Origin of the sequence: Labilibaculum euxinicum (genome assembly GCF_963678175.1) — a bacterium.
In the GTDB taxonomy this organism is placed as follows: domain Bacteria; phylum Bacteroidota; class Bacteroidia; order Bacteroidales; family Marinifilaceae; genus Labilibaculum; species Labilibaculum euxinus.
Genome location: NZ_OY782756.1, coordinates 3,002,297 through 3,023,113, shown reverse-complemented (window position 1 = coordinate 3,023,113; position 20,817 = coordinate 3,002,297). Strand labels below are relative to the sequence as shown.

Here is a 20,817-nt window from a genome sequence, read left to right as displayed (position 1 = left end):
AGTTTAAAGTCTATAAATTCAAGGCTTTCTCAATAATTTCTGCGATATCTATATTTTGCAATTCCGCTTCTTTGTTTTTTAATTTTATTCCATCAGTCAACATCGTCATGCAAAAAGGACAAGCTGAAGCAACCTTATCTACTTTTCGTTCAATAATTTCTTCGGTACGCTCAATATTGACTTCCTTATTTCCTTTTTCGGCTTCTTTAAACATTTGAGCACCGCCGGCACCACAGCACAGACCGTAGCTTCTCGCCCGTTTCATCTCTTTCACCTCTCCAAAAACTGCTTTCACAACATTCCTGGGAGCATCATAAATTCCATTTCCTCTTCCCAGATAACATGGATCGTGATAAGTGATACTTTCACCTTTAAACGGATTGTTCTCCAGTTTCAGTTTCCCGGTTCGAATCATCTCATCCAGAAACACCGTGTAATTAATCACCTCGTAGTTTCCTCCCAAATCAGGATATTCATTTTTCAGGGTATTGCTGCAGTGAGGACAGGTACAGATGATCTTCTTCACCTCGTATCCGTTAAGAACCCCGATATTTTGCATGGCCTGCATCTGAAAAAGCATTTCGTTCCCGGCACGCTTTGCGGCATCGCCCGTACAGCTTTCTTCCTTGCCTAAAACAGCATAACTTACACCAAGATGATTCAGTATTTTAGCAAATGCTCTTGCCACTTTCTGATATCTGTCATCAAAAGCTCCGGCGCAACCAACCCAATACAAATATTCAGGCTTTTCACCTTTTGCTGTTACATCCGCCATTACGGGCACATCTATTTTTGTTTCTATTGTCATTTCAAAACAGTAATTAAAGTACAACTTATCCTAAAATACCTCAACAAACTACCTTACAATTAATTAAGGTGACTATTCAGCCCATTTCATTCTATCTTCAGGAGAGAATTGCCAGGGGGCACCATTGTTTTCAATGTTTGCAAACATGACATTTAAGCCCGTTGGCGCTGCAGATTCCTCCATCACCAAATACCTTCGCATATCCATGATTAAATTAGGGTGACTAATGTCTATAGGGCATTCCTGAGCACAGGCATTGCAGGTTGTGCAAGCCCAAATCTCTTCTTCGGAAATATAATCGCGCAAGAGTGATTTGTTATCTTCCTTGCCCGCAATTACCAAGGGTCCTTTCTCATTCATCCGCTTTCGCAGATCAACAAATATTTTTCGTGGCGACAAAAGTTTACCGGTAATATTGGCCGGACAAACATCCGTACAACGGCCACACTGTGTGCAGGACAAGGAATCCATGTAATTCTTCCAGCTCACATCTTCAACGTCTTTAACTCCAAAACGGGCAACTTCGGCACTTTCGTCATAGGCAGCTTCCGGATCAAGCATTAGCTTCACTTCACGGGTTATGCTTTCCAAGTTTGGATATTTTGTAATTGGTTCCAAATTCGCCAGAAACACATTCGGAACGGATAGAAAAACATGAAAATGTTTCGAGTACGGCAAATAATTAGCAAATGTGAATATCAATAATAAGTGCACCCACCAGCCCGGCTCTTGAAGCCAGCTAAAATCCCATCCAAACAAATTAACCAAAGCGGCAGAAACAGGATAAACCCCTTCGTAAGCATTTGGGTGACTACTAATGTATCCCATATTGAAACAAATCAGGGAAACCATTAAAAATCCAATAAAAAATAAAGACAATTGAGCATCCCAATTGGCTTTGGGAGTCATTTCCACTCCAGAAAAGCGTTTCACCTTTAAGAACATTCTGCGAATGCTGAAAAGCTTGATAAAAATGAGAATCAACAAGGCAAATACATCTCCTGAGGCAATAACTACATCATAAAACCATCCTGTAAAGGCAAAAGCCCTGTCCAATCCGCTAACGCCATCTACAACCATCTCGATACTGCCGAGAGTGATCACAAGAAAGCCCCAAAACACCAATGCGTGCATCAAACCGATGACAGGTTTCCGAAATATTTTGGTTTGCCCGAAAGCCACATTCAGAGTATGGGAAATTCGTGCCCCAATATTTTTAATCGGATAAGCAGGCTTTGTCAGCTTAAAAAATCCCCACAAACGCTTTACCGAATAGGCAAAAACGCCAAATGTGATTAATAATGTGATGATGAAGAGGATTTGTTTTATCATGGTTCAGCAATTAATGTGATTAGTAACAAACTCTTGGCCCCCTTTCACAGGCTTATATTATTTTGAATTTCGGATTGCGTCTGTCAATTTTGGCAATACTTCCATAACATCACCAATGATCCCATAATCAGCAACACCGAAAATAGGTGCTTCAGGATCTGTATTAACTGCTACGATACATTTACTCCTGCTGACACCGGCAACGTGCTGTATCGCGCCGGAAATACCCGCTGCGAAGTATAAATTCGGTGCTATAACTTTCCCTGTTTGTCCAACATGCTCCTCATGTCCGCGCCATCCTTCATCCGAAACCGGACGTGAACAAGCCGTTGCTGCTCCCAACGCGACTGCAAGCTCTTCCACAACACCCCAATTATCAGGACTTCTCATTCCTCTACCTGCCGAAACAACAATATCTGCATCAGCAAGGTTAACTTTATTTGTCTGCTTTTCTTCCTCCAGAACCTGAATTTTAAAAAGGGCAGCATCCAAATTCGGCGAAAATTCTTCAATTGATACATCAACCTGATTTTCTGTAAAACCAAAACAATTTTTAGCAATGGTTATCACTTTTACAGGTGAATCAATTTGAACATGTTCGAAGGCTTTTCCTGAAAAAGCACCTTTTTTAACTACAAAGGGATTCATCGATATCGGAAGTTCCAAAACGGCAGATACCATTCCAGCTTTCATTTTAACTGAAATTCTTGGAGCTATGGCTTTGCCACTCTCATTATCGCTCATAACAATTGTGTCTGCGCCTTCTATTTCTGCTAATTCAGAAATTACCTGAGCATAAACACGGCTTGTTAACGTATTCATTTGTGGATCATTCACGGAAATAATTCTCTCTGCACCATATTTCCCCAAACTTTTCAATTCTTCCTCCTTTACCTCGCCGATAGAAACAACAATAAGCTGTGTATTTAATTGGCTGGCTAAATTTCTCGTATAGGATACCAATTCATAGGTGGAATTCTTAAACTTCCCGTTCCAATTTTTGGCAAATGCAATTACTGACATAGGCTTTTCTTTTAGATATGAGATAATAGATTTTAGATATGAGACTTAACACTAAAAAAACAAGGCTTTCCGACTCATTAATTTCTCATCTACCATCCATCATACTTGATTAAACATGGTAATCTTATCACTTATAACACCTTAGCTTCGTTTTTCAAAAGCTCAACCAGTTGCTCTACATGCCCGGCATCAATCATCTTACAAGCTCCTTTGGCTTTTGGCAATTCAAATTTCACCGATTTAGTCAGCATTTCCATCTCTTTTGCGGGCATTACCTCCAAAGGTTTCTTACGTGCCATCATTATTCCGCGCATAGCAGGAATCCTTGGTTCCTTTGCAATTCCTTTCTGAACCACAGCAACTAACGGTACTCCGGCCTTTATTTTTTGCTTTCCTCCTGGAATAGCCCGGTACAGAATAACATCATCACCATCAATATTTACGCTGGTAACAGACGAAACTCCCGAATAATCCATAAACTCTGCAATCATAGCACCTACTGATGAACCATTGTAATCGCTTGATTCTATTCCACTAAAAACAATATCGAATGGATTCTCCTTTAGATATGCTGCAATTTGTCCGGCCACATAGTATGCATCTGCTGCACAGGCATCAATACGAAACGCCTTATCAGCACCAATAGCAAGAGCTTTTCTTAAGGTTGCATCAGTTTGAGCACCGCCGACATTAATAACAGAAACCTCATCAACCGAATTGCCGGCATCTTCTTTCAATTCCAAAGCACGGGTCAAGGCCAGCTCATCCCATGGATTAATGATCCACTGAACACCTGAATCATCAAACAGAGTATTATCTTCCTTGAACTTCACTTTAGTTGTGGTATCAGGAACATTACTTATACAGACCAATATCTTCATATGTATTAAATTTTAGTATCTGGTACCGGGATTATATCACAAAGATTAATTACGGCCACAACAGTTATTATTAATCATCCACTTAATCTATTTCTTCAAAAAACACACATTAAACAACTCTATAAAAACTACTTACATCAAAATAAATACAGAATTCCAAATATTCTGTCAATCCATTAATCCTCTTGAAATTACAATCTTTTGAATCTCCGAAGTGCCTTCATAAATCTGAGTTAATTTTGCATCACGCATTAAGCGTTCCACATGATATTCCTTTACATATCCGTATCCTCCGTGAATCTGAACTGCTTCAGTGGTTACCTTCATTGCAGTTTCGGCAGCATATAGTTTGGCCATGGCACTTGCCTGTCCGTACGGTTTGCCCTGATCTTTTAACCATGCTGCTTTTAAACAGAAAAAGCGCGCAGCCTCAATCTCAACGGCCATATCAGCCAATTTAAATGCGATTGCCTGATGATGAATTATCTCTTTCCCGAAAGCTTTTCTTTCCTGTGCATATTTTAACGCCAATTCGTATGCTCCTGAAGCAATCCCCAAAGCCTGCGAGGCAATTCCTATTCTACCACCTTCGAGCGACTGCATGGCAAGTTTAAATCCAAAACCTTCTTCACCCAAACGATTTTCCTTTGGAACTTTAACATTATTGAACATTACAGAACAAGTATCTGATGCCCGCATTCCCATTTTATTTTCATGAGGACCAACAGTAATCCCCTCCAATTTAGAGTCAACAAGCAAAGCATTAATTCCTTTGTGTTTTAACTCGGGATGGGTTTGAACCATTACAATGTAAGTAGAAGCTGATTTACCGTTTGTAATCCAATTTTTAGTGCCATTTACCAGATAATGATCTCCCATATCAACAGCAGTAGTTCTTTGTGAAGTTGCATCAGAGCCTGCTTCAGGTTCCGATAACAGGAAGGCTCCTATTTTCTCACCACGGGCCATCGGTTTTAAAAATTTCTGCTTTTGGGCTTCAGTTCCATATTTTTCAACCCCCCAACAAACCAATGAATTATTTACCGACATGATTACTGATACCGAGGAATCGACCTTTGAAATTTCTTCCATTGCCAAAACATAGGATATGGTATCCATTCCACCACCATCGTATTCCAATCCAACAAGCATTCCCAGAAAACCTAAATCCGCCAAACGTTTCACCTGCTCGGTTGGATACTCTGATTTCTCATCTCGTTCTATTACTCCGGGCAACAGCTCACGTTGTGCAAAATCCCGTGCCGCATCCCGTATCATTAACTGCTCTTCGGTAAATTCAAAATTCATAGTTTTAATTTTTAGGTGTGATATTAAAAGCTATTAGTGATGGCAATTAGTTTTTAGCTGATTTACATGATGTAACAATTTAATTATTCAGTAATACATTCATTTATTCCCCCCGTTTGTAAACAACAGCAACTAAAGACTTGTCATCTCCGCCCATATTTACAGACATTGCATATGGTTTTTCCTTGGTGATTTCAATTTGTGCCTCTCCGGCATTCCCTGTTAATTGTTCCCAAATGGTTACAGCCTGATGAACTCCGGTAGCACCGGTTGGATGCCCCCAACCAATTAAACCACCCGTTGTGTTTACAGGTATTTTTCCACATCTGGAGGTGTGACCTGCCAAAACAAATTCAGGGCCTTTTCCTTCTTCGGCTAAACCAATAGCCTCAATAGCCATTATTCCGGCAATAGAGAAACAATCATGAACTTCCACAGTTCCTAACTGATCAACAGTAATTCCAGCCATTCGCATTGCTTTTTCTACGGCCACCTTCATGGTCGTTAAGCTGGTCATTACCTCTGGTTTTTGAGTAATATCTGCTGCAACATGAGCGAAACCAACAATTTCAACCGCATCTTTTGCATCTAATCCAATTCTTTTTAATCCTTCGTCTGACACTATTGCAATCGCCGAAGCTCCGTCGGAAACTTTAGAACAATCAAAAACATTTAAATGATCCACAAATCCTCTTGGATTTACAGGTGTGTTTGCAGTCCCTTCCAAATCCTTATTTGTATTATGAAATTCTTGTGCTGTTTTGCACAAACGAGCATTTTCAATGGCATTGCAATACCATTTCGCCATAGCTTTGCGGGTAATTTCCCTGCCAAATTTCTCGTAATAAGCACCCGCCCGGTCACTAAATACACCCGGAAAAAAGTAAGCATGTCCCTCTTTACGCGTTTTTTGCCATCCGGCACCAGCCAGAACATCCGCTCCATACATGGCTTTCATGCTATTCTGAACTTCAAAACCAAGAGCAAGCACCACATCAGCCGTTTCTGCAAGAATCGATTTCATTCCTGTGGTCAGCGCTAAACCGCCTGATGCACAAGCACCTTCCACACTAACGGATGGCTTGTACTTCAATCCAGAATCAATCATTGGCAAAAAAGCGGGCAAATTGGCCTGCTTGTTAAAGCGGGAAGCCATAAAATTTCCAATTACTCCTTCATCAACATTTTTAGCACCGCCAATCATTTTTAAAGTTGCCTGACCGGCTTCCTGAATGTAGTGTTCCAGACCAGGACGAGGCTTCTTGGGATGAAATTCATTTCTGCCGGTTCCCATCGAAATAGTGTTGTAACCGGCCAGCATGTATATTTTTTTGCGTAAAACGTTCATTCTTTTAGATATGAGATAATAGATGTGAGCTATGATAAAAATTTCAGAACATCAAACAATCATCTAGTATCGGTTACAAATAAAATTTCGGCGATCTAGTAAATCAAACATTAATTCAATGTTAAAAGCGAAATCTGTTTTATGAATCTCATCTCTAACATTTATAATCCAGTTTAAAAATAATCGTTAATAGGTCCGTAAGCATGGAAGAAACCTGTTTCCAAAACGGTGTTTACATCGGCCTTTGATTCCGCAACTTTTGTATCAACAAGCATCTGACCAATTGCTTTTGAGTTTTTACCGTAGGCAATCGCCAAATTAGCGCCAACACTATCTATTTGATGCAGTTCAGTAAAAAACTTCTTTAAATGATCGGCTTTCTTTACATCACGAACAACAGATTTCCAATAGATTTTAAGGGTTGGCAATTCTCCCAGTAAGGCAGCACAATCCATTTCAATATCCTCAGTTGGAATGTACTTCGCGTTTTCCAAATCATAAACTTCTGTAATTCTACCTTTCTGATATTTGAAAATACCGTTCTTTTGAGAACCATCAGCAAACTGACCACCTTTCACTTCGTTATCAAACAATTGATTCAAGGCTGCATGTGATAATTTTTCATTCGGAAATGAAGGCTGCATACTCTCCAAAATAAATCGGGTAACATCAATTCCCACATAATCCAGCAATTGAAAAATTCCCATTGGCCGAATCAACAAATCCCTGCTTATGGTGTCAATTAGGAAAAAAGCCTTTGCCCATCCTTCTGTTTTTGCTAATTCTTCAGCCAGATTAAGCGCATACAAAGCATCACGCATAAAGTAACCGTTTCCTATAAAACCGGCAACATCTCTTGACTGAACAACAATTTTGCGCATCGATTTGGCTAAATTCAGCGAAAAAGCCACTAAATCATCATTTGTATGATCCGTTTTAATGATCTCCAACAATTTTTGAATTACCGGAGGATTGTAAAAATGATAACCAATGATATCTCCATTTAGACCAGCTTCCTTTTCAATTTCACCAATTGGAATGGATGAAGTATTGGTTAAAAACCAAGCATCAGGATTATTTTTTTTGATTTGAGAAAACAATTTTACTTTTAGAGCTTTATCCTCTTTTATGGCTTCAAATATCAATTGTGAGCCATAAGCCGTTTCTATACGGGTTGATGTTTGTATCATCTCCATCACATCATATACAAACTGACTGATAATTTCATCATTATCAATTAAATCCTCACGATCCTCGTACCAGGTTCGTAATTCTACTATGTTTTTTTCCGCGTGCTTTACCAATTGCGATTTTACGTAACCCAACAAACTGTTTAAAGCAGATTGTGATACATCAACAGCGTTTAAAACAAAGTCTTTATCTTCTTTTTTGCCAATTTTCAATTTGGCCATTTCAAAAGATAATAAGACAAGAATACCGCTTCCCATTTTTCCGGCGGCACCTAAAACACTAACATTTTCCATTTTTCGGATCAAATCCATATTACTTATTGTTTAAATATTGATTTTACTATTATTTAATATGATACATGTTTCCCATTTGAGTTAAATCAAAAACCCATCTTCACTTTCTGCTTATTGTTTCGAAAACAATAAATCTCACTGCAATTTTTGATTATTACCAGTTTGGTTTGCGCTTCTCTAAAAAAGCGCTAATGCCTTCTTCCCTTTCGTTCTGATCCTCCTTAAAAAGACGTCCAAATTCTTTGGATTCCATTTTGCCGGCATCTTTGCCCGGTAATTCCAAACCTTTGCGAACCATTACTTTTATTAACTTTACGGCATTAGGACCTTTAGAAGCTATTTTCTCAGCCAATTCCAAACTTACTTCCAGAAGTGTTTCCGGCGACGCCAATTTCTGAACGATTCCTAATTGATAGGCTTCGCCGGCTGTTATGCCTTCTCCAAGCATCATTAAATACATAGCATTCCCGGCTCCAGCCAAACGAGGCAATCTTTGCGTACCATTAAATCCGGGTATCAGACCCAAATTCACTTCAGGCAAACCCAACCTGGCTTTTTCACTGGCTACACGTATATCACATGAAAGTGCCAATTCCAACCCTCCGCCAAGGGCAAAACCATTAATTGCAGCAATAACCGGTATCTCCAGATTAGCAATCTGATCAAAAACCTGTTTTCCTATTTCAGAAAAATCGTAGGCTGCCTGCGGAGAATATTCCTGCATGGCTTTAATATCAGCACCGGCAACAAAGGCTTTGCCCTCTCCCGTAATTACTAATACTCTAATGCTTTGGATGATTTCTTTGCTGCTTAAAAAGCAGGCGAGCTCTTTAAAAACACCCTCATTTAAGGCGTTCAAGGCTTCAGGACGGTTAAGAGTCAAAATTCCTATTTTGTCTCTCTTTTCAAATTTTAAATAATTAAAGTGCATGTGTATATAATTCAATTATAGTTGCCACATGGAACTTATCATGCTTTGAATTTTTAATTTTAAAACAAAATTCACAATTATTCAAAGATGAAGGTTTCATAGGTGTGTTATGAGACGTTTTTTCATCTACATATCTAAATATAATAAAAACTCTTAACATTCAAAAGGTAAGATTTCTGACTGACACGCCTTTAGCTCACACCCCCAACATTTACAAGGCTTTAAGAAAATAAAAAAAGTCAAAAAAAGACCCTTTATTCTTTTTATTCACTTTAGCAAAATAGAAAAGCCTGATCCGTTAAACGAATCAGGCTCTGTATCATGAAATTATATCTTAAACGGCGATTTTCTTATGCCATATTGTGGTAAACATTCTGAACATCGTCGTTGTCTTCCAATTTTTCCAGCAATTTTTCAACATCTGCAACTTGTTCCTCAGTTAATTCTTTTGTATCCATTGGAATTCTTTCGAAACCTGATGAAATTACCTCAATTTCGTTCTCTTCCAGGTAAGCTTGTATTTTTCCAAAATCAGGGAAGTTGCCGTAAAGCATGATTCCTTCCTCCTCTGCAAATACTTCCTCTACTCCTATGTCGATTAATTCGAACTCCAATTCTTCAATATCCTGACCTTTGTTTTCAATCTGAAAATGACATTTGTGTTCAAACATGAATTCAACACTACCGGCAGTACCTAAACTACCTTTGCATTTTGAAAAATAAGAGCGAACATCTGCTACCGTTCTGGTATGGTTGTCGGTTGCAGTCTCAACTAAAACAGCAATACCATGCGGAGCATATCCTTCGTAGATAATTTCCTTATAGTCCTTCTGATCTTTAGATGTTGCTTTTTTAATTGCTCTTTCAACATTATCCTTAGGCATGTTTACTGCCTTTGCATTTTGAATAACTGCACGCAAACGAGAATTCGTTGCCGGATCAGGGCCACCTTCTTTTATTGCCATCACGATATCTTTTCCAATTCGTGTAAAGGCTTTGGCCATCTTATCCCAACGCTTAAACTTTCGCGCTTTCCTAAATTCAAATGCTCTTCCCATAATTTATGTATATAATATTTTGCGCAAAAATAGCACATGTTATCCAATCTGTAAAACGAAAGTACATTTTTTTTTAAAGGAGTAAATTATAAATGTTGTGTTTCAATGATTTATTTACAGCACAAATTGCATTTCATTTTTCTGTTTTCGACTCCTCTGCGCAACTATAAAGCATGAAAAAGCTCATTGTTTGAATGAGCTTGAATTCGTATTTTTAGCGATACTAAATCAAACAAATAACAACCCTAATCAAATGAAAAAGATTATCATTCTGTTTTCTGCAGCATTACTGCTGTCCTCCTGCGGAAATCAAGTAAAAATGGATAAAAAGGCTGATGTCTCTGCTATTTCGGCCAAAACCATAGCTCAGGTAATTGATGAGCTTGGGAATTCGAATTCAGGCACAAACAAATCCCTTATGGAAAAAGGCGTAAAACATGCCGCCAACCTGTGGCGCGGCAGTGATGGCTCAGAAGAAGATTTTAAAACCTTCTGTAAAGAAAACTATATCTCCGATCAGGCGGAAAGAGAACTTGTTTTTCAAAAGATTTCAAGAAACATCGAGGTTATCACCGGTAATTTCAACAAAATTACTCTTGAGTTACTGGAACCGGTGCACTTGAACACCTTCGAACAACATGCTATTGACAATGCATTTGGTGCTTACAGCGTAGATTCGCACTGGATGAATGATTTCTACCAAAATAAAATTGCTTTTATTATTGCCTTGAATTTTCCGCCCTTTAGTTTGGAAGAAAAAGAAGCAAATGCCAAGAAGTGGACTCGTCAGCAATGGGCTTATGCCCGTTTGGGTGATTATTTTACTGCCCGGGTTCCTGCAGAACTTTTACAGGAAGCCGGTAAGGCTGCTGCCGAATCGGATGTTTACATTATGGATTACAACATTTATGTGGGGCATTTAACTGATGCTGAAGGAAATCGTTTCTTCCCTGAAGACAAAGTTCTTTTGTCGCACTGGAACCTGCGCGATGAGCTTAAAGCCAACTATGCAAACAAAAAGGATGGTTTAGAAAAGCAGAAGATGATTTATCAGGTGATGCAGCGCATTATTTCTCAGGAAATCCCTGAAAAGGTAATTAATAATGGGAATTTGGAATGGGATCCGTATACCAATCTGGTTTATCAGAATGGAAAAACAATTGAAGCAACGCCTGAACCAAATGAAAGATATCAGCAAATTCTGAATAATTTCCATGCCAATAAGGCAATCGATCCTTACTATCCGGATCAGAACACCTTCATCAAAAGACAATATGATGGTGCCAAAGAAATATCCGCAGAAGCAACTGAAAAAATATTTACGGATTTTATGCGCTCCGAGGAAACCAAAAAAGTTGGTGAGCTAATTAAACAACGATTAGGTCGTGATTTGGAACCTTTCGACATTTGGTACGATGGTTTTAAAGCCCGCAGCGGAATGGATGAGTCGAAGCTGGATGCCCAGACCCGTAAATTGTACCCTGACGCGGCTGCTTTGGAAGCTGATTTACCAAATTTATTGGTAAAACTGGGTTACGATAAGGAAAGAGCACAATGGTTGGGAGCTCATATTGCTGTTGATCCGGCACGAGGCTCGGGACACGCCTGGGGCGGTGCAGCCAAAGGACAAAAGGCTCATCTGCGCACCCGAATTGGTGAAAAGGGCATGGATTACAAAGGCTACAACATTGCGGTTCATGAGTTTGGGCACAATGTGGAGCAAACCATATCGCTTTATGATGTGGATAACTTTGTGATGAATGGAGTTCCGAACACCGCATTTACAGAGGCTTTGGCTTTCATTTTCCAGAAAAGAGACCTGTTATTGTTGGGAATTCATAACGATTCACCTCAGGAAGATGCGTTAAAAAAACTTGACTTATTCTGGAGTGCCTACGAAATAATGGGTGTTTCGGTATTGGATATCCGCATGTGGAAATGGCTGTATGCAAATCCGGAAGCCAATTCGGCACAATTGCGCGATGCTGCCATGCGAATTGCAAAAGAAGTTTGGAATGAGTTCTACGCTCCTGTTTACGGCGTAAAAGATCAGACTATTTTGGCCGTATACTCACACATGCTGAACAGTCCGTTGTATTTATCGAACTATGCATTTGGAAATATAATCGAGTTTCAATTGGAACAGCACTTAAAGGGAAAAAGCTTCCCAACGGAAATAGACCGAATCTTTAAACAAGGACGTTTGACTCCCAACCAATGGATGGTTGAAGCTACCGGTAACGATTTATCTGCACAACCTTTATTAAAAGCAGCTAAAGAGGCTTTGGAAGAATTGAAGTAATAAACGATTAAAATAGATGATTGAGACTGTTCCGCAAGGAATGGTCTCTTTTATTTTTAGGCCTAAAAAAACATGTTTACTCCTTAATCACAACTGTATAATCATAAATATTGCATAAATTCAATGCTTAGTTGCAATGAATACATATCGAAAAACCTGCACACTTCAAGCAAAAAGGGAAAGTCCATTAAAAAACACGGAAAAATGAAAAAATATTTCAAACTCACACTAATCATATTAATCATATTAATCATATTAGCAATTGAACCTCTCTTAGATTCAATTTTAAATATTTCTGAATTGGAAGACTCCTTGCTAATTAATCAAAAAAACAATCTGTTAATAATCGCTTTTGCATGGCTCATAATTGAGGTAATCAAAAGAATTAAAACAATGTTTTTAAAAAGGTTTGATATCTCTAAGGAGGACAATCTTAAATCCAGAAAATTACATACGCAATTCAATATTCTGGAAAAGGTACTCGTATTTATTATTGTACTTTCGGCCATAGGACTGATATTGCTTTCCTTTGAGAATATCAGGAAAATTGGAATTGGAATTTTTGCCTCGGCAGGATTGGCAGGTGTTATAATAGGTATTTCGGCACAGAAAGTTGTTGGCACACTATTAGCCGGAATTCAGATTGCAATTACGCAGCCATTCAGAATTGACGATGCTGTTCTTGTTGAAAATGAGTGGGGATGGATTGAAGAAATCAATTTAACCTACGTAGTAGTCAGACTGTGGGATCAGAGGCGTTTGGTATTGCCATCAACGTATTTTTTAGAGAAACCATTTCAAAATTGGACCCGAAACAATGCAGATATTATTGGTTCCGTTTTTTTGTATACTGACTATACAATTCCATTTGATGCTTTAAGAAAGGAACTAACAAACCTGTTAACTAAAAGTAATTTGTGGGACAAAAAAGTAAATGTACTGCAGGTAACCGATTCGAAGGAAAATACCCTGGAAATAAGAATACTTGTAAGTGCCAGAAATTCGCCAACAGCATGGGATTTAAGAGTTTATATCCGGGAAAAAATGATCGAATTCATCCAAAACAATTACCCGGACAGCTTGCCTAAGACAAGAATAACTATTACTGATAAACACAGCACAGCAACACAAAGTCACGATTAAAGCAGTTGACCGTAAAATAAGACTTTTACATGTAATGATCTGGCAGCTATAAATGATACAGAGACTGTCCCGCAAGGGATGGTCTTTTTTGCTTTTACTTGATTGGAATTCGTTCTGATATGAAATTGGATTCTGGTAAAAGTACAGATCAACCTACTATTCTCTGTGCAACTCCGTACCCTCTGTGGTAGAAAAATCTGATAAATAGTACATAGAAGAGATTAAAATAGAATTGAGCACGGGGCACATGGGGAAAAACAACAAAACAGTTTTCGTTCAGGCCTTAGATTGAGTAAGCATTTAAACGTTGGAACTATCATAAAAAAACCTTTACTTTCAGTGCCGGTTATGAACGATAAGATAACATACCGATATGATCAAAAACTAAATGCGACGCACCTTATCATCCAATCAGAAAATCTATAATCTCACCCCCTAAATAAATCAACAGAAATGGAACCAGTATTCTTCTTTATTATTTTTGCAATAATCGTTACAGTTTTACTATCAACAGTTTTTTTCAGTAAAAAAGCCATTATTAAACGAAAGCTAAAAAAATCGGAGCTTCGGAAAATTGCAGATTTTAAAGATGGTGAGCTGGCTAGAATTGTAGGAACCGTTGAATTTGTTGATGCTCCCCTTCTATCTCCTCTTTCGAATCGTGAATGTTCTTATTACTATGTGCATATCGAGCAAAAAGTGGCATCAGGCAATAGTTCAAAATGGAAAACGATTATTGAGGAGGAAATATCAAACAAATTTTTAATTCGGGAAGAAACCAGCTATGCATTTATAAATGACGATCGAATTAAATCTTACATTGTTCAGGATGAAAGTTATTCTACCGGATTTTTTACCGACGCACCACAGAATCTTGAAAATTACCTGAATAGTAAAGGAGTTAAAAGTGAGAGCTCTTGGGGCTTTAATAAAACACTTCGGTACAAGGAAGGAATTCTTGAACAGGGAGAAAAAGTTGCTGTGTTTGGAAAGGGAGAATGGAAAGATGCGACAAGTGTGAACCTGCCTGAAAAGTACGGACGGATTCTTACAATTACATCCAGCACTGAGGATGCCGTTTACTTAAGCGATGATCCTGATACTACAGTAAAAAATGGCGCAAAAATCAGTTCTTCGGAAAAACCAAATACAACCACCAGAAGAGGCCGTTATAGAAAATAAGCTGCGGGTTTCACTATTGAATGTGGCTAAGAAGAATTTTAAAGCAACAAAAAAACTCAAAATACAAACAAGAGCACAAGGCTTACCGTACAAAAGTTTATTGCGCATATTTACAGATATCTTAAGAACAAAAAATGACCCAGGGCAAACCTACATATCAAGATCTGGAAAAAGAAATAATCAAATTAAAGCTTGAATTAAAAATTCAGGATAAAATGATTAATACAATCCCGAATCCTTTGTTTGTAAAAAACAAAGACTTTATCTATACCAATTGTAATGATGCTTTTGCAAGTTATCTGGGCCTGCCCAAAACTGAAATTATAAATTCAAGTGTTTACGATATTGCACCAAAGGAACTTGCCGACAAATATTACAATGCAGATTGCGAATTACGTGATAATCTGGAAAATCAAACCTATGAATGCAATGTGAAATATGCTGACGGAACTTTTCATGATATCATTTTTCATAAGGCCAATATAATTAATGAGAAAAATGAGTTTTGTGGAATTGTTGGTATCATACTTGACATTACTGAATATAAAGATGCAGAACAAGCTTTAAAAGAAAACCAAAAGCGCTTAATAGAACTTAATGCAACAAAAGACAAACTTTTTTCAATAATTGCGCACGATTTAAGAACGCCGTTCTCGAGTATTTTGGGATTTTCGGAATTATTGATTGAAGACGCAAATGATTTTGATGAGTTAGAAACGGAAGAGTATTTAAAGTTAATAAATACAACTGCCAAAAGCACTCTTGTTTTGCTTGACAATTTATTGAATTGGGCAAAATCACAAACTGGAACTTTAATTTATAAGCCAAAAAAAATAGTTTTATCATCCATTATCGAAGAGACAGTAAAAAACTCAAATGCAACAGCAAAAATTAAAAACATATCAATAAATCAGATTCAAACCGATAAGATTGCGGTTAATGCCGATGAAAATATGCTGAAAACTATTTTACGAAATCTTATTTCCAATGCAATAAAATTCACTAAACCCGAAGGATGTATTACCATTTCTGCAATTCCGAAACACACGTATGTCGAAATTTCTGTTTCGGATAATGGAGTTGGGATTAATAACAAAACTCTTAAAAAGCTATTTGATATTTCTGAAAATACAACTTCCAAAGGTACTAAAAAGGAAAAAGGGTCTGGACTGGGATTGATTCTTTGCAAAGAATTTGTGGAAAAACACAAAGGTGACATTTGGGTTGAAAGCGAAATAGAAAAAGGAAGTGTTTTCAAATTCACCCTCCCTTTATACAATAAAAAATAGGGTACAAACAAGCTAATCGTATTCTTCATTTTTTATAAAAACAATACTAATTTCATTTTTACAGACAATGTCAGACATATACAAATACTCGATTTTAAAGGATATTGGCCTGGTTATTCAATATCATCAAAATAATATCACTAAAAACAAGATGCAACAGCTAAAGAGTGATATTATTAACGACAAAGATTTTAATCCTAAGTTTGGTTTTATTGTTGATCTTAGAAACGCAACTATAAATCTGACAGAAGATGAATTGTTCGAATATGGCAATTGGGTGAAAGAAAACGTAAAGCTAACAGGACTAATGCGGCTTGTTTTATTAACCTCTACACCCGACCATGTTACGAAAACAATCCTGTTCACGTTAAACGAAAACATATCACCACTTCAGTACAGAACATTTAGTACTGTAGAAGCCTCAATTAAATGGCTTAACATTGACAATTGCCATTTGAACTATGTGACAAAAGAAATCGAAAAATTATTTGTCGGCTAATAATCTATTTTTGTCCTCCACTGCTCCCCAAAAAGATTTTGCAGATAAAAGTATTTATCATGGGCAGCCAATAAAAGATATCACTTACAAAGATTATCCCGACTAATTTTCTTATTATTAGGAATTGTTTTAAATAGTGATATCAAAGAATGGCAAGAACACATACAGCAGATACATCGAATGTTCCGAAAGGGAAAATAAATAAAAGTGGTTTACAAAGTGCCTTTAGACTTTACAAATACATTAAACCCTACCGGGGACAATACTTTTTAGGGATCTTTTTCTTATTGGGTTCGAGTTTGGCGAGTCTGGCTTTTCCAAAGCTCTTGGGTGATTTGGTGAACTCAGGCAATAATACTACCCTGGGCCAAAGCCTGAATCAAACCGCTGTTTTAATTGTTTGTGTATTGATTCTTCAGGCCACCTTCTCCTATTTCCGTATTGTATTGTTTGTAAACGTAACAGAGAGATCTTTAGCCGCACTGCGCCAAGCCACCTACCGCCACTTAATAAAGCTTCCCCTGCAATTTTTTGAAAGACGAAGAGTGGGAGAACTTAACAGCAGAATATCGGCAGATGTGGTGTTGCTGCAGGAAACAATGACCAGTACTTTGGCTGAATTCATCCGTCAGATTATCGTAATTACAGGGGGTATCACCCTTTTGGGGATTATCTCGATAAAGCTGACTGCCTTTATGCTGATTACACTGCCGCCAACCATGATTGTTGCCAGGTTTTTTGGCCGGTTTATCCGCAAATTCTCAAAAGATGTACAAACAAAACTGGCCGATTCAAACACAATTATTGAAGAAACACTGCAAGGCATACAAAGCGTGAAGGCTTTTACCAATGAGTATATTGAAATTGCCCGTTACAAAAAGAAAACCTTGGAAATAGCCGGTTTGGGCATCACCCGAGGCAAATACAGAGGGGCATTTTCCTCTTTTATTATTCTCGGACTTTTTGGTGCCATTGCAGCTATGGTATGGCAAGGTTCCCGTTTACTGCAAGCAGGTGAAATGCAGGCCGGAGATTTATTTTCCTTTGTAATTTATTCTGTTTTTGTAGGTGGTACTATCAGCGGTCTGGCCAATGTATATACCAATATTCAGAAATTTATCGGTGCAACCGAAGACCTGTTCAAAATCTATGATGAAGAACCTGAAGACATTCAAGATGTCAATGATATAGATCCCAAATTCAAAATGCAGGGAGAAATCAGTCTGAAAAATTTAAATTTCGCCTACCCTTCGAGAAGTGAGCAAAAGGTTTTAAACAATATCAATTTAAAAATTGAAAGCAATAAAATGATTGCTCTGGTTGGGCATAGTGGTGCCGGAAAAAGTACCATGGCCTCGCTCCTGCTGCTGCTGCACATGCCACCTAAAAACAGCTTGTTTTTTGATCAGCATGATAGTCATGATTTTCCCTTATCAGCTTTACGAAGTCAGATTTCACTAGTGCCGCAGGATATTTTTCTGTTTGGTGGAAGCATCAGTGAAAACATAGCTTACGGAAAACCGGGTGCCAGCGCGCAGGAAATATACGAAGCTGCACAAAAAGCCAACGCCCTGGAATTTATTGAACGCTTTCCAGAAAAATTCGAAACCATTGTCGGCGAACGCGGCACTCAGCTTTCAGGTGGTCAGCGCCAGAGAATTGCTATTGCCCGTGCGATTCTTAAAAATCCTAAAATTTTAATATTGGATGAAGCCACCTCCTCACTCGACTCCGAATCGGAAATGCTGGTTCAGGAGGCTCTTGAGAAACTGATGACAGGAAGAACATCGATCGTGATTGCCCACCGTTTGTCCACTGTTAGAAAGGCAGATGAAATTGTTGTATTGGAACAGGGTGAGATTGTAGAACAAGGAACCCATGAGGCCTTAATGAATATTACTGACGGGAAATACAATAAACTGATTCAGCTGCAGTATTCGAATTAGAAATAAAATGAGACGCAGATCCTTATGATTTTATAGGGTTTGCACTGATTTTTGTGTACTTCCTTGAAATCAATTTTCCGAACACCTCACCCTAAGCCTCTCCTAAAAGGAGAAGGAACCAAATTGCAGTATTCGAATTAATTTTCGATTGTTCTCAAAAGGGAACAGATTGCCGCAGTCGCTATGCTACTTCGCAATGACATTTTGTAAATGTTGTTTTTTCTCTGCGGTACTCTGTGTGCTCTGTGGTGTTTTCTTTTTCACTCATTAACCTCTTGATCTTCCTTACTCAATAATAATCTGCGTCTGATTTTAGAAAAACACCAACAATAAACCTAAGCATACAATTTAATTTTTCCGAACACCTCACCCTAAGCCTCTCCATAAGGAGAGGGAACCAAATTGCAGTATTCAAATTAATTTTCGATTGTTCTCAAAAGGGAACAGATTGCCGCAGTCGCTATGCTCCTTCGCAATGACATTTTGTAAATGTTGTTTTTTCTCTGTGGTACTCTGTGTGCTCCGTGGTGTTTTCTTTTTCACTCATTACCTCTTGATCTTCCTTACTCAATAATAATCTGCGTCTGATTTTAGAAAGCCACCAACAATAAACCTAAGCATACAATCTTTGTCTTGTCTTCAAGCCAGACAGGCTCTTACTTTTCTCCTTAGATGAGAAAAGTAAGCAAAAGAATCAAGCCTCTCGGATGCTGCACGGCTTTCCATGGTTAATGAGTGCTCCAAATAACGCCCGATCGGCAACGCTCGCTCTGAAATATCACCTTTTAATAAAAAACAATTTTTGTCTAAATCAACACACCCAATAAAACAAAATGAACTCGCTTTGCTCAATTGAGTGAAACGAAATCGATGAGACCCGCAAAATTATCTCGATTCAAACAGATTTTTGTTTTAAACGCATTCTTTTCTAAAAGGGTTCCGGTCTACAGACTAACTGTGAAATTTCCCATAATTAGCTATGCGCAAAAAAGCACAGCCTAAAAGTTGAAATCAACAATCGGGCTGTGCTTTATATCTTAGGTTTTTTTGGACTTAGCTTTTCACCAAAACACCTAATACTTCGAGGCGTTGCGGTGTGTCGTAAAAAGCAAGTTTTGCAAGGATATCGAAATCATCCATCCAATCGCTCAATTCGTTTAGAACTGCATTCTTCAATTCGGTTGAGGCCTGCGACTCTCCCATTTCTTTGTCGAACTCAGATCGAAGTGCAAGCACCGTATCGAGTTCTGTCAGACAGTCTGCAGCGAGCTCAGGAGTCAGCTTAATTACTGCAAGTTTTGCTTGAATAACTGGACTGCCTGCAATTGTCGTATAAAACAATTTCATCAGGTCGAAATACTCGTTGTATTGACCCGGCAAATGCCCTTTTATACCCAACTCCACTAAGATATCAGGATCTTTTGTGCAAAGAATCCGGGTTAAATCGCGGTGCCTTTTAAACTTCGCAGTCACCTCATTATACTTTGTACTGTAGGCGTTCGAAGCAAGACTTGTTTCTGCCCCTTCTTTTGCATTTAATTCCCAAATGCTTTTGGCTTTGTTATACACCGCCCAACCTTCGGCAAATTTTGCATCATCGATACCAAAAGGAATCAAAGCAGCTTTAATATCAGGTTGAGATTCGGCATTGCTTAAGGCAATACGGGTACGTTCTAAAAATTTGGATTCAGATCTAATAAAACTCATTACTTTATAAATTTAAATTTGTTTACGTTTAATTAATTTCCCGATGAAACTACCGATTTATAATTTAAAAAAGAAATATTTAAACAACATAAAATTGAATTATTTCTTCAATACAAAATTGACCAATCCCTACTATTATAGTAAAAACCCAGGGATACACAGACTGAAATCGATATTGTAAATAGTATGGAAATTCTTTAAAGCCGGAATGCTCTCATTAGCAGTCGAACCAGCTGTTGAAAAGATCAGAATGAGCTCTGCAGATCAAAAATGGATGCTGCAAGTGTAAAAATGCATTCTGCAGACCGGAAATGAGTTCTGCAGACCAAAAAATGGACATTGCAAGTATAAAAATGGGCTCTGTGGATCAAAAATGGATGTTGCAAGTGCAAAAATGCATTCTGTAGACCAGAAATGGGCTCTGCAGACCAAAAATGAGCTCTGCAGGCCAGAAATGGACTCTGCAGCAGTAAAAACGGGCATTTCCAGTTCAGAAATAATTATGTATCGATATTCTTCCGCAATAAATTGCACCTTCTTCTGCTTTTTTTACCTCAACTTATGTAGAGCAGTTCT

General features: G+C 38.1%; 16 protein-coding genes. 6 read left to right on the top strand and 10 right to left on the bottom strand.

Features of this window, described 5'->3' with window-relative positions; translation table 11 throughout:
* Nucleotides 1-10: 10 nt before the first annotated feature.
* The 9 genes from ACY0M5_RS11980 to ACY0M5_RS11940 all read right to left on the bottom strand — a co-directional run bounded on the left by ACY0M5_RS11980 (nucleotide 11) and on the right by ACY0M5_RS11940 (nucleotide 10,173).
* Complete coding sequence (locus ACY0M5_RS11980; protein ID WP_461629290.1) at nucleotides 11-808, bottom strand: (Fe-S)-binding protein; 798 nt, start codon at nucleotides 806-808, stop codon at nucleotides 11-13.
* A 72-nt stretch (nucleotides 809-880) separates the two neighbouring features.
* On the bottom strand, nucleotides 881-2,140 hold the full coding sequence (locus ACY0M5_RS11975) for a 4Fe-4S dicluster domain-containing protein (protein ID WP_461629289.1): 1,260 nt from the start codon (nucleotides 2,138-2,140) through the stop codon (nucleotides 881-883).
* Between the two features lie 57 nt (nucleotides 2,141-2,197).
* Complete coding sequence (locus tag ACY0M5_RS11970; RefSeq protein ID WP_461629288.1) at nucleotides 2,198-3,163, bottom strand: electron transfer flavoprotein subunit alpha/FixB family protein; 966 nt, start codon at nucleotides 3,161-3,163, stop codon at nucleotides 2,198-2,200.
* Between the two features lie 131 nt (nucleotides 3,164-3,294).
* Complete coding sequence (locus ACY0M5_RS11965) at nucleotides 3,295-4,044, bottom strand: electron transfer flavoprotein subunit beta/FixA family protein (RefSeq protein ID WP_461629287.1); 750 nt, start codon at nucleotides 4,042-4,044, stop codon at nucleotides 3,295-3,297.
* 168 nt (nucleotides 4,045-4,212) lie between these two features.
* A complete protein-coding gene (locus tag ACY0M5_RS11960; protein ID WP_461629286.1) occupies nucleotides 4,213-5,352 on the bottom strand; it encodes an acyl-CoA dehydrogenase in 1,140 nt (379 codons plus the stop codon).
* 103 nt (nucleotides 5,353-5,455) lie between these two features.
* Entirely contained in the window at nucleotides 5,456-6,700 is a 1,245-nt protein-coding gene (locus tag ACY0M5_RS11955) for a thiolase C-terminal domain-containing protein (protein ID WP_461629285.1), read from the bottom strand.
* A 173-nt stretch (nucleotides 6,701-6,873) separates the two neighbouring features.
* The gene (locus ACY0M5_RS11950; protein ID WP_461629284.1) at nucleotides 6,874-8,202 is read right to left on the bottom strand and encodes a 3-hydroxyacyl-CoA dehydrogenase family protein; all 1,329 of its coding nucleotides are present in this window, start codon (nucleotides 8,200-8,202) and stop codon (nucleotides 6,874-6,876) included.
* Nucleotides 8,203-8,338: 136 nt separating this feature from the next.
* Nucleotides 8,339-9,115: an enoyl-CoA hydratase/isomerase family protein gene (locus ACY0M5_RS11945; protein ID WP_461629283.1), complete on the bottom strand. Its 777-nt coding sequence runs from the start codon at nucleotides 9,113-9,115 to the stop codon at nucleotides 8,339-8,341.
* A gap of 350 nt (nucleotides 9,116-9,465) precedes the next feature.
* The gene (locus ACY0M5_RS11940) at nucleotides 9,466-10,173 is read right to left on the bottom strand and encodes a YebC/PmpR family DNA-binding transcriptional regulator (RefSeq protein ID WP_101311547.1); all 708 of its coding nucleotides are present in this window, start codon (nucleotides 10,171-10,173) and stop codon (nucleotides 9,466-9,468) included.
* Between the two features lie 253 nt (nucleotides 10,174-10,426).
* Here ACY0M5_RS11940 and ACY0M5_RS11935 point away from each other — a divergent pair, with 253 nt between their 5' ends.
* The 6 genes from ACY0M5_RS11935 to ACY0M5_RS11910 all read left to right on the top strand — a co-directional run bounded on the left by ACY0M5_RS11935 (nucleotide 10,427) and on the right by ACY0M5_RS11910 (nucleotide 18,534).
* Complete coding sequence (locus ACY0M5_RS11935; protein WP_461629282.1) at nucleotides 10,427-12,475, top strand: hypothetical protein; 2,049 nt, start codon at nucleotides 10,427-10,429, stop codon at nucleotides 12,473-12,475.
* 204 nt (nucleotides 12,476-12,679) lie between these two features.
* Complete coding sequence (locus tag ACY0M5_RS11930; protein WP_461629281.1) at nucleotides 12,680-13,618, top strand: mechanosensitive ion channel family protein; 939 nt, start codon at nucleotides 12,680-12,682, stop codon at nucleotides 13,616-13,618.
* 453 nt (nucleotides 13,619-14,071) lie between these two features.
* A complete protein-coding gene (locus tag ACY0M5_RS11925) occupies nucleotides 14,072-14,800 on the top strand; it encodes a hypothetical protein (protein WP_461629280.1) in 729 nt (242 codons plus the stop codon).
* Between the two features lie 134 nt (nucleotides 14,801-14,934).
* Complete coding sequence (locus ACY0M5_RS11920; protein WP_461629279.1) at nucleotides 14,935-16,089, top strand: PAS domain-containing sensor histidine kinase; 1,155 nt, start codon at nucleotides 14,935-14,937, stop codon at nucleotides 16,087-16,089.
* A 67-nt stretch (nucleotides 16,090-16,156) separates the two neighbouring features.
* Complete coding sequence (locus ACY0M5_RS11915; RefSeq protein ID WP_124991555.1) at nucleotides 16,157-16,588, top strand: hypothetical protein; 432 nt, start codon at nucleotides 16,157-16,159, stop codon at nucleotides 16,586-16,588.
* Between the two features lie 149 nt (nucleotides 16,589-16,737).
* Nucleotides 16,738-18,534, top strand: a complete 1,797-nt coding sequence (locus ACY0M5_RS11910; RefSeq protein WP_461629278.1) for an ABC transporter ATP-binding protein — start codon at nucleotides 16,738-16,740, stop codon at nucleotides 18,532-18,534.
* Nucleotides 18,535-19,587: 1,053 nt separating this feature from the next.
* Here the strand turns inward: ACY0M5_RS11910 and ACY0M5_RS11905 are convergent.
* Nucleotides 19,588-20,241 (bottom strand): PQLLE family protein, encoded by a 654-nt coding sequence (locus tag ACY0M5_RS11905; RefSeq protein WP_124991553.1) that lies wholly within the window; start codon nucleotides 20,239-20,241, stop codon nucleotides 19,588-19,590.
* Nucleotides 20,242-20,817: the final 576 nt, after the last annotated feature.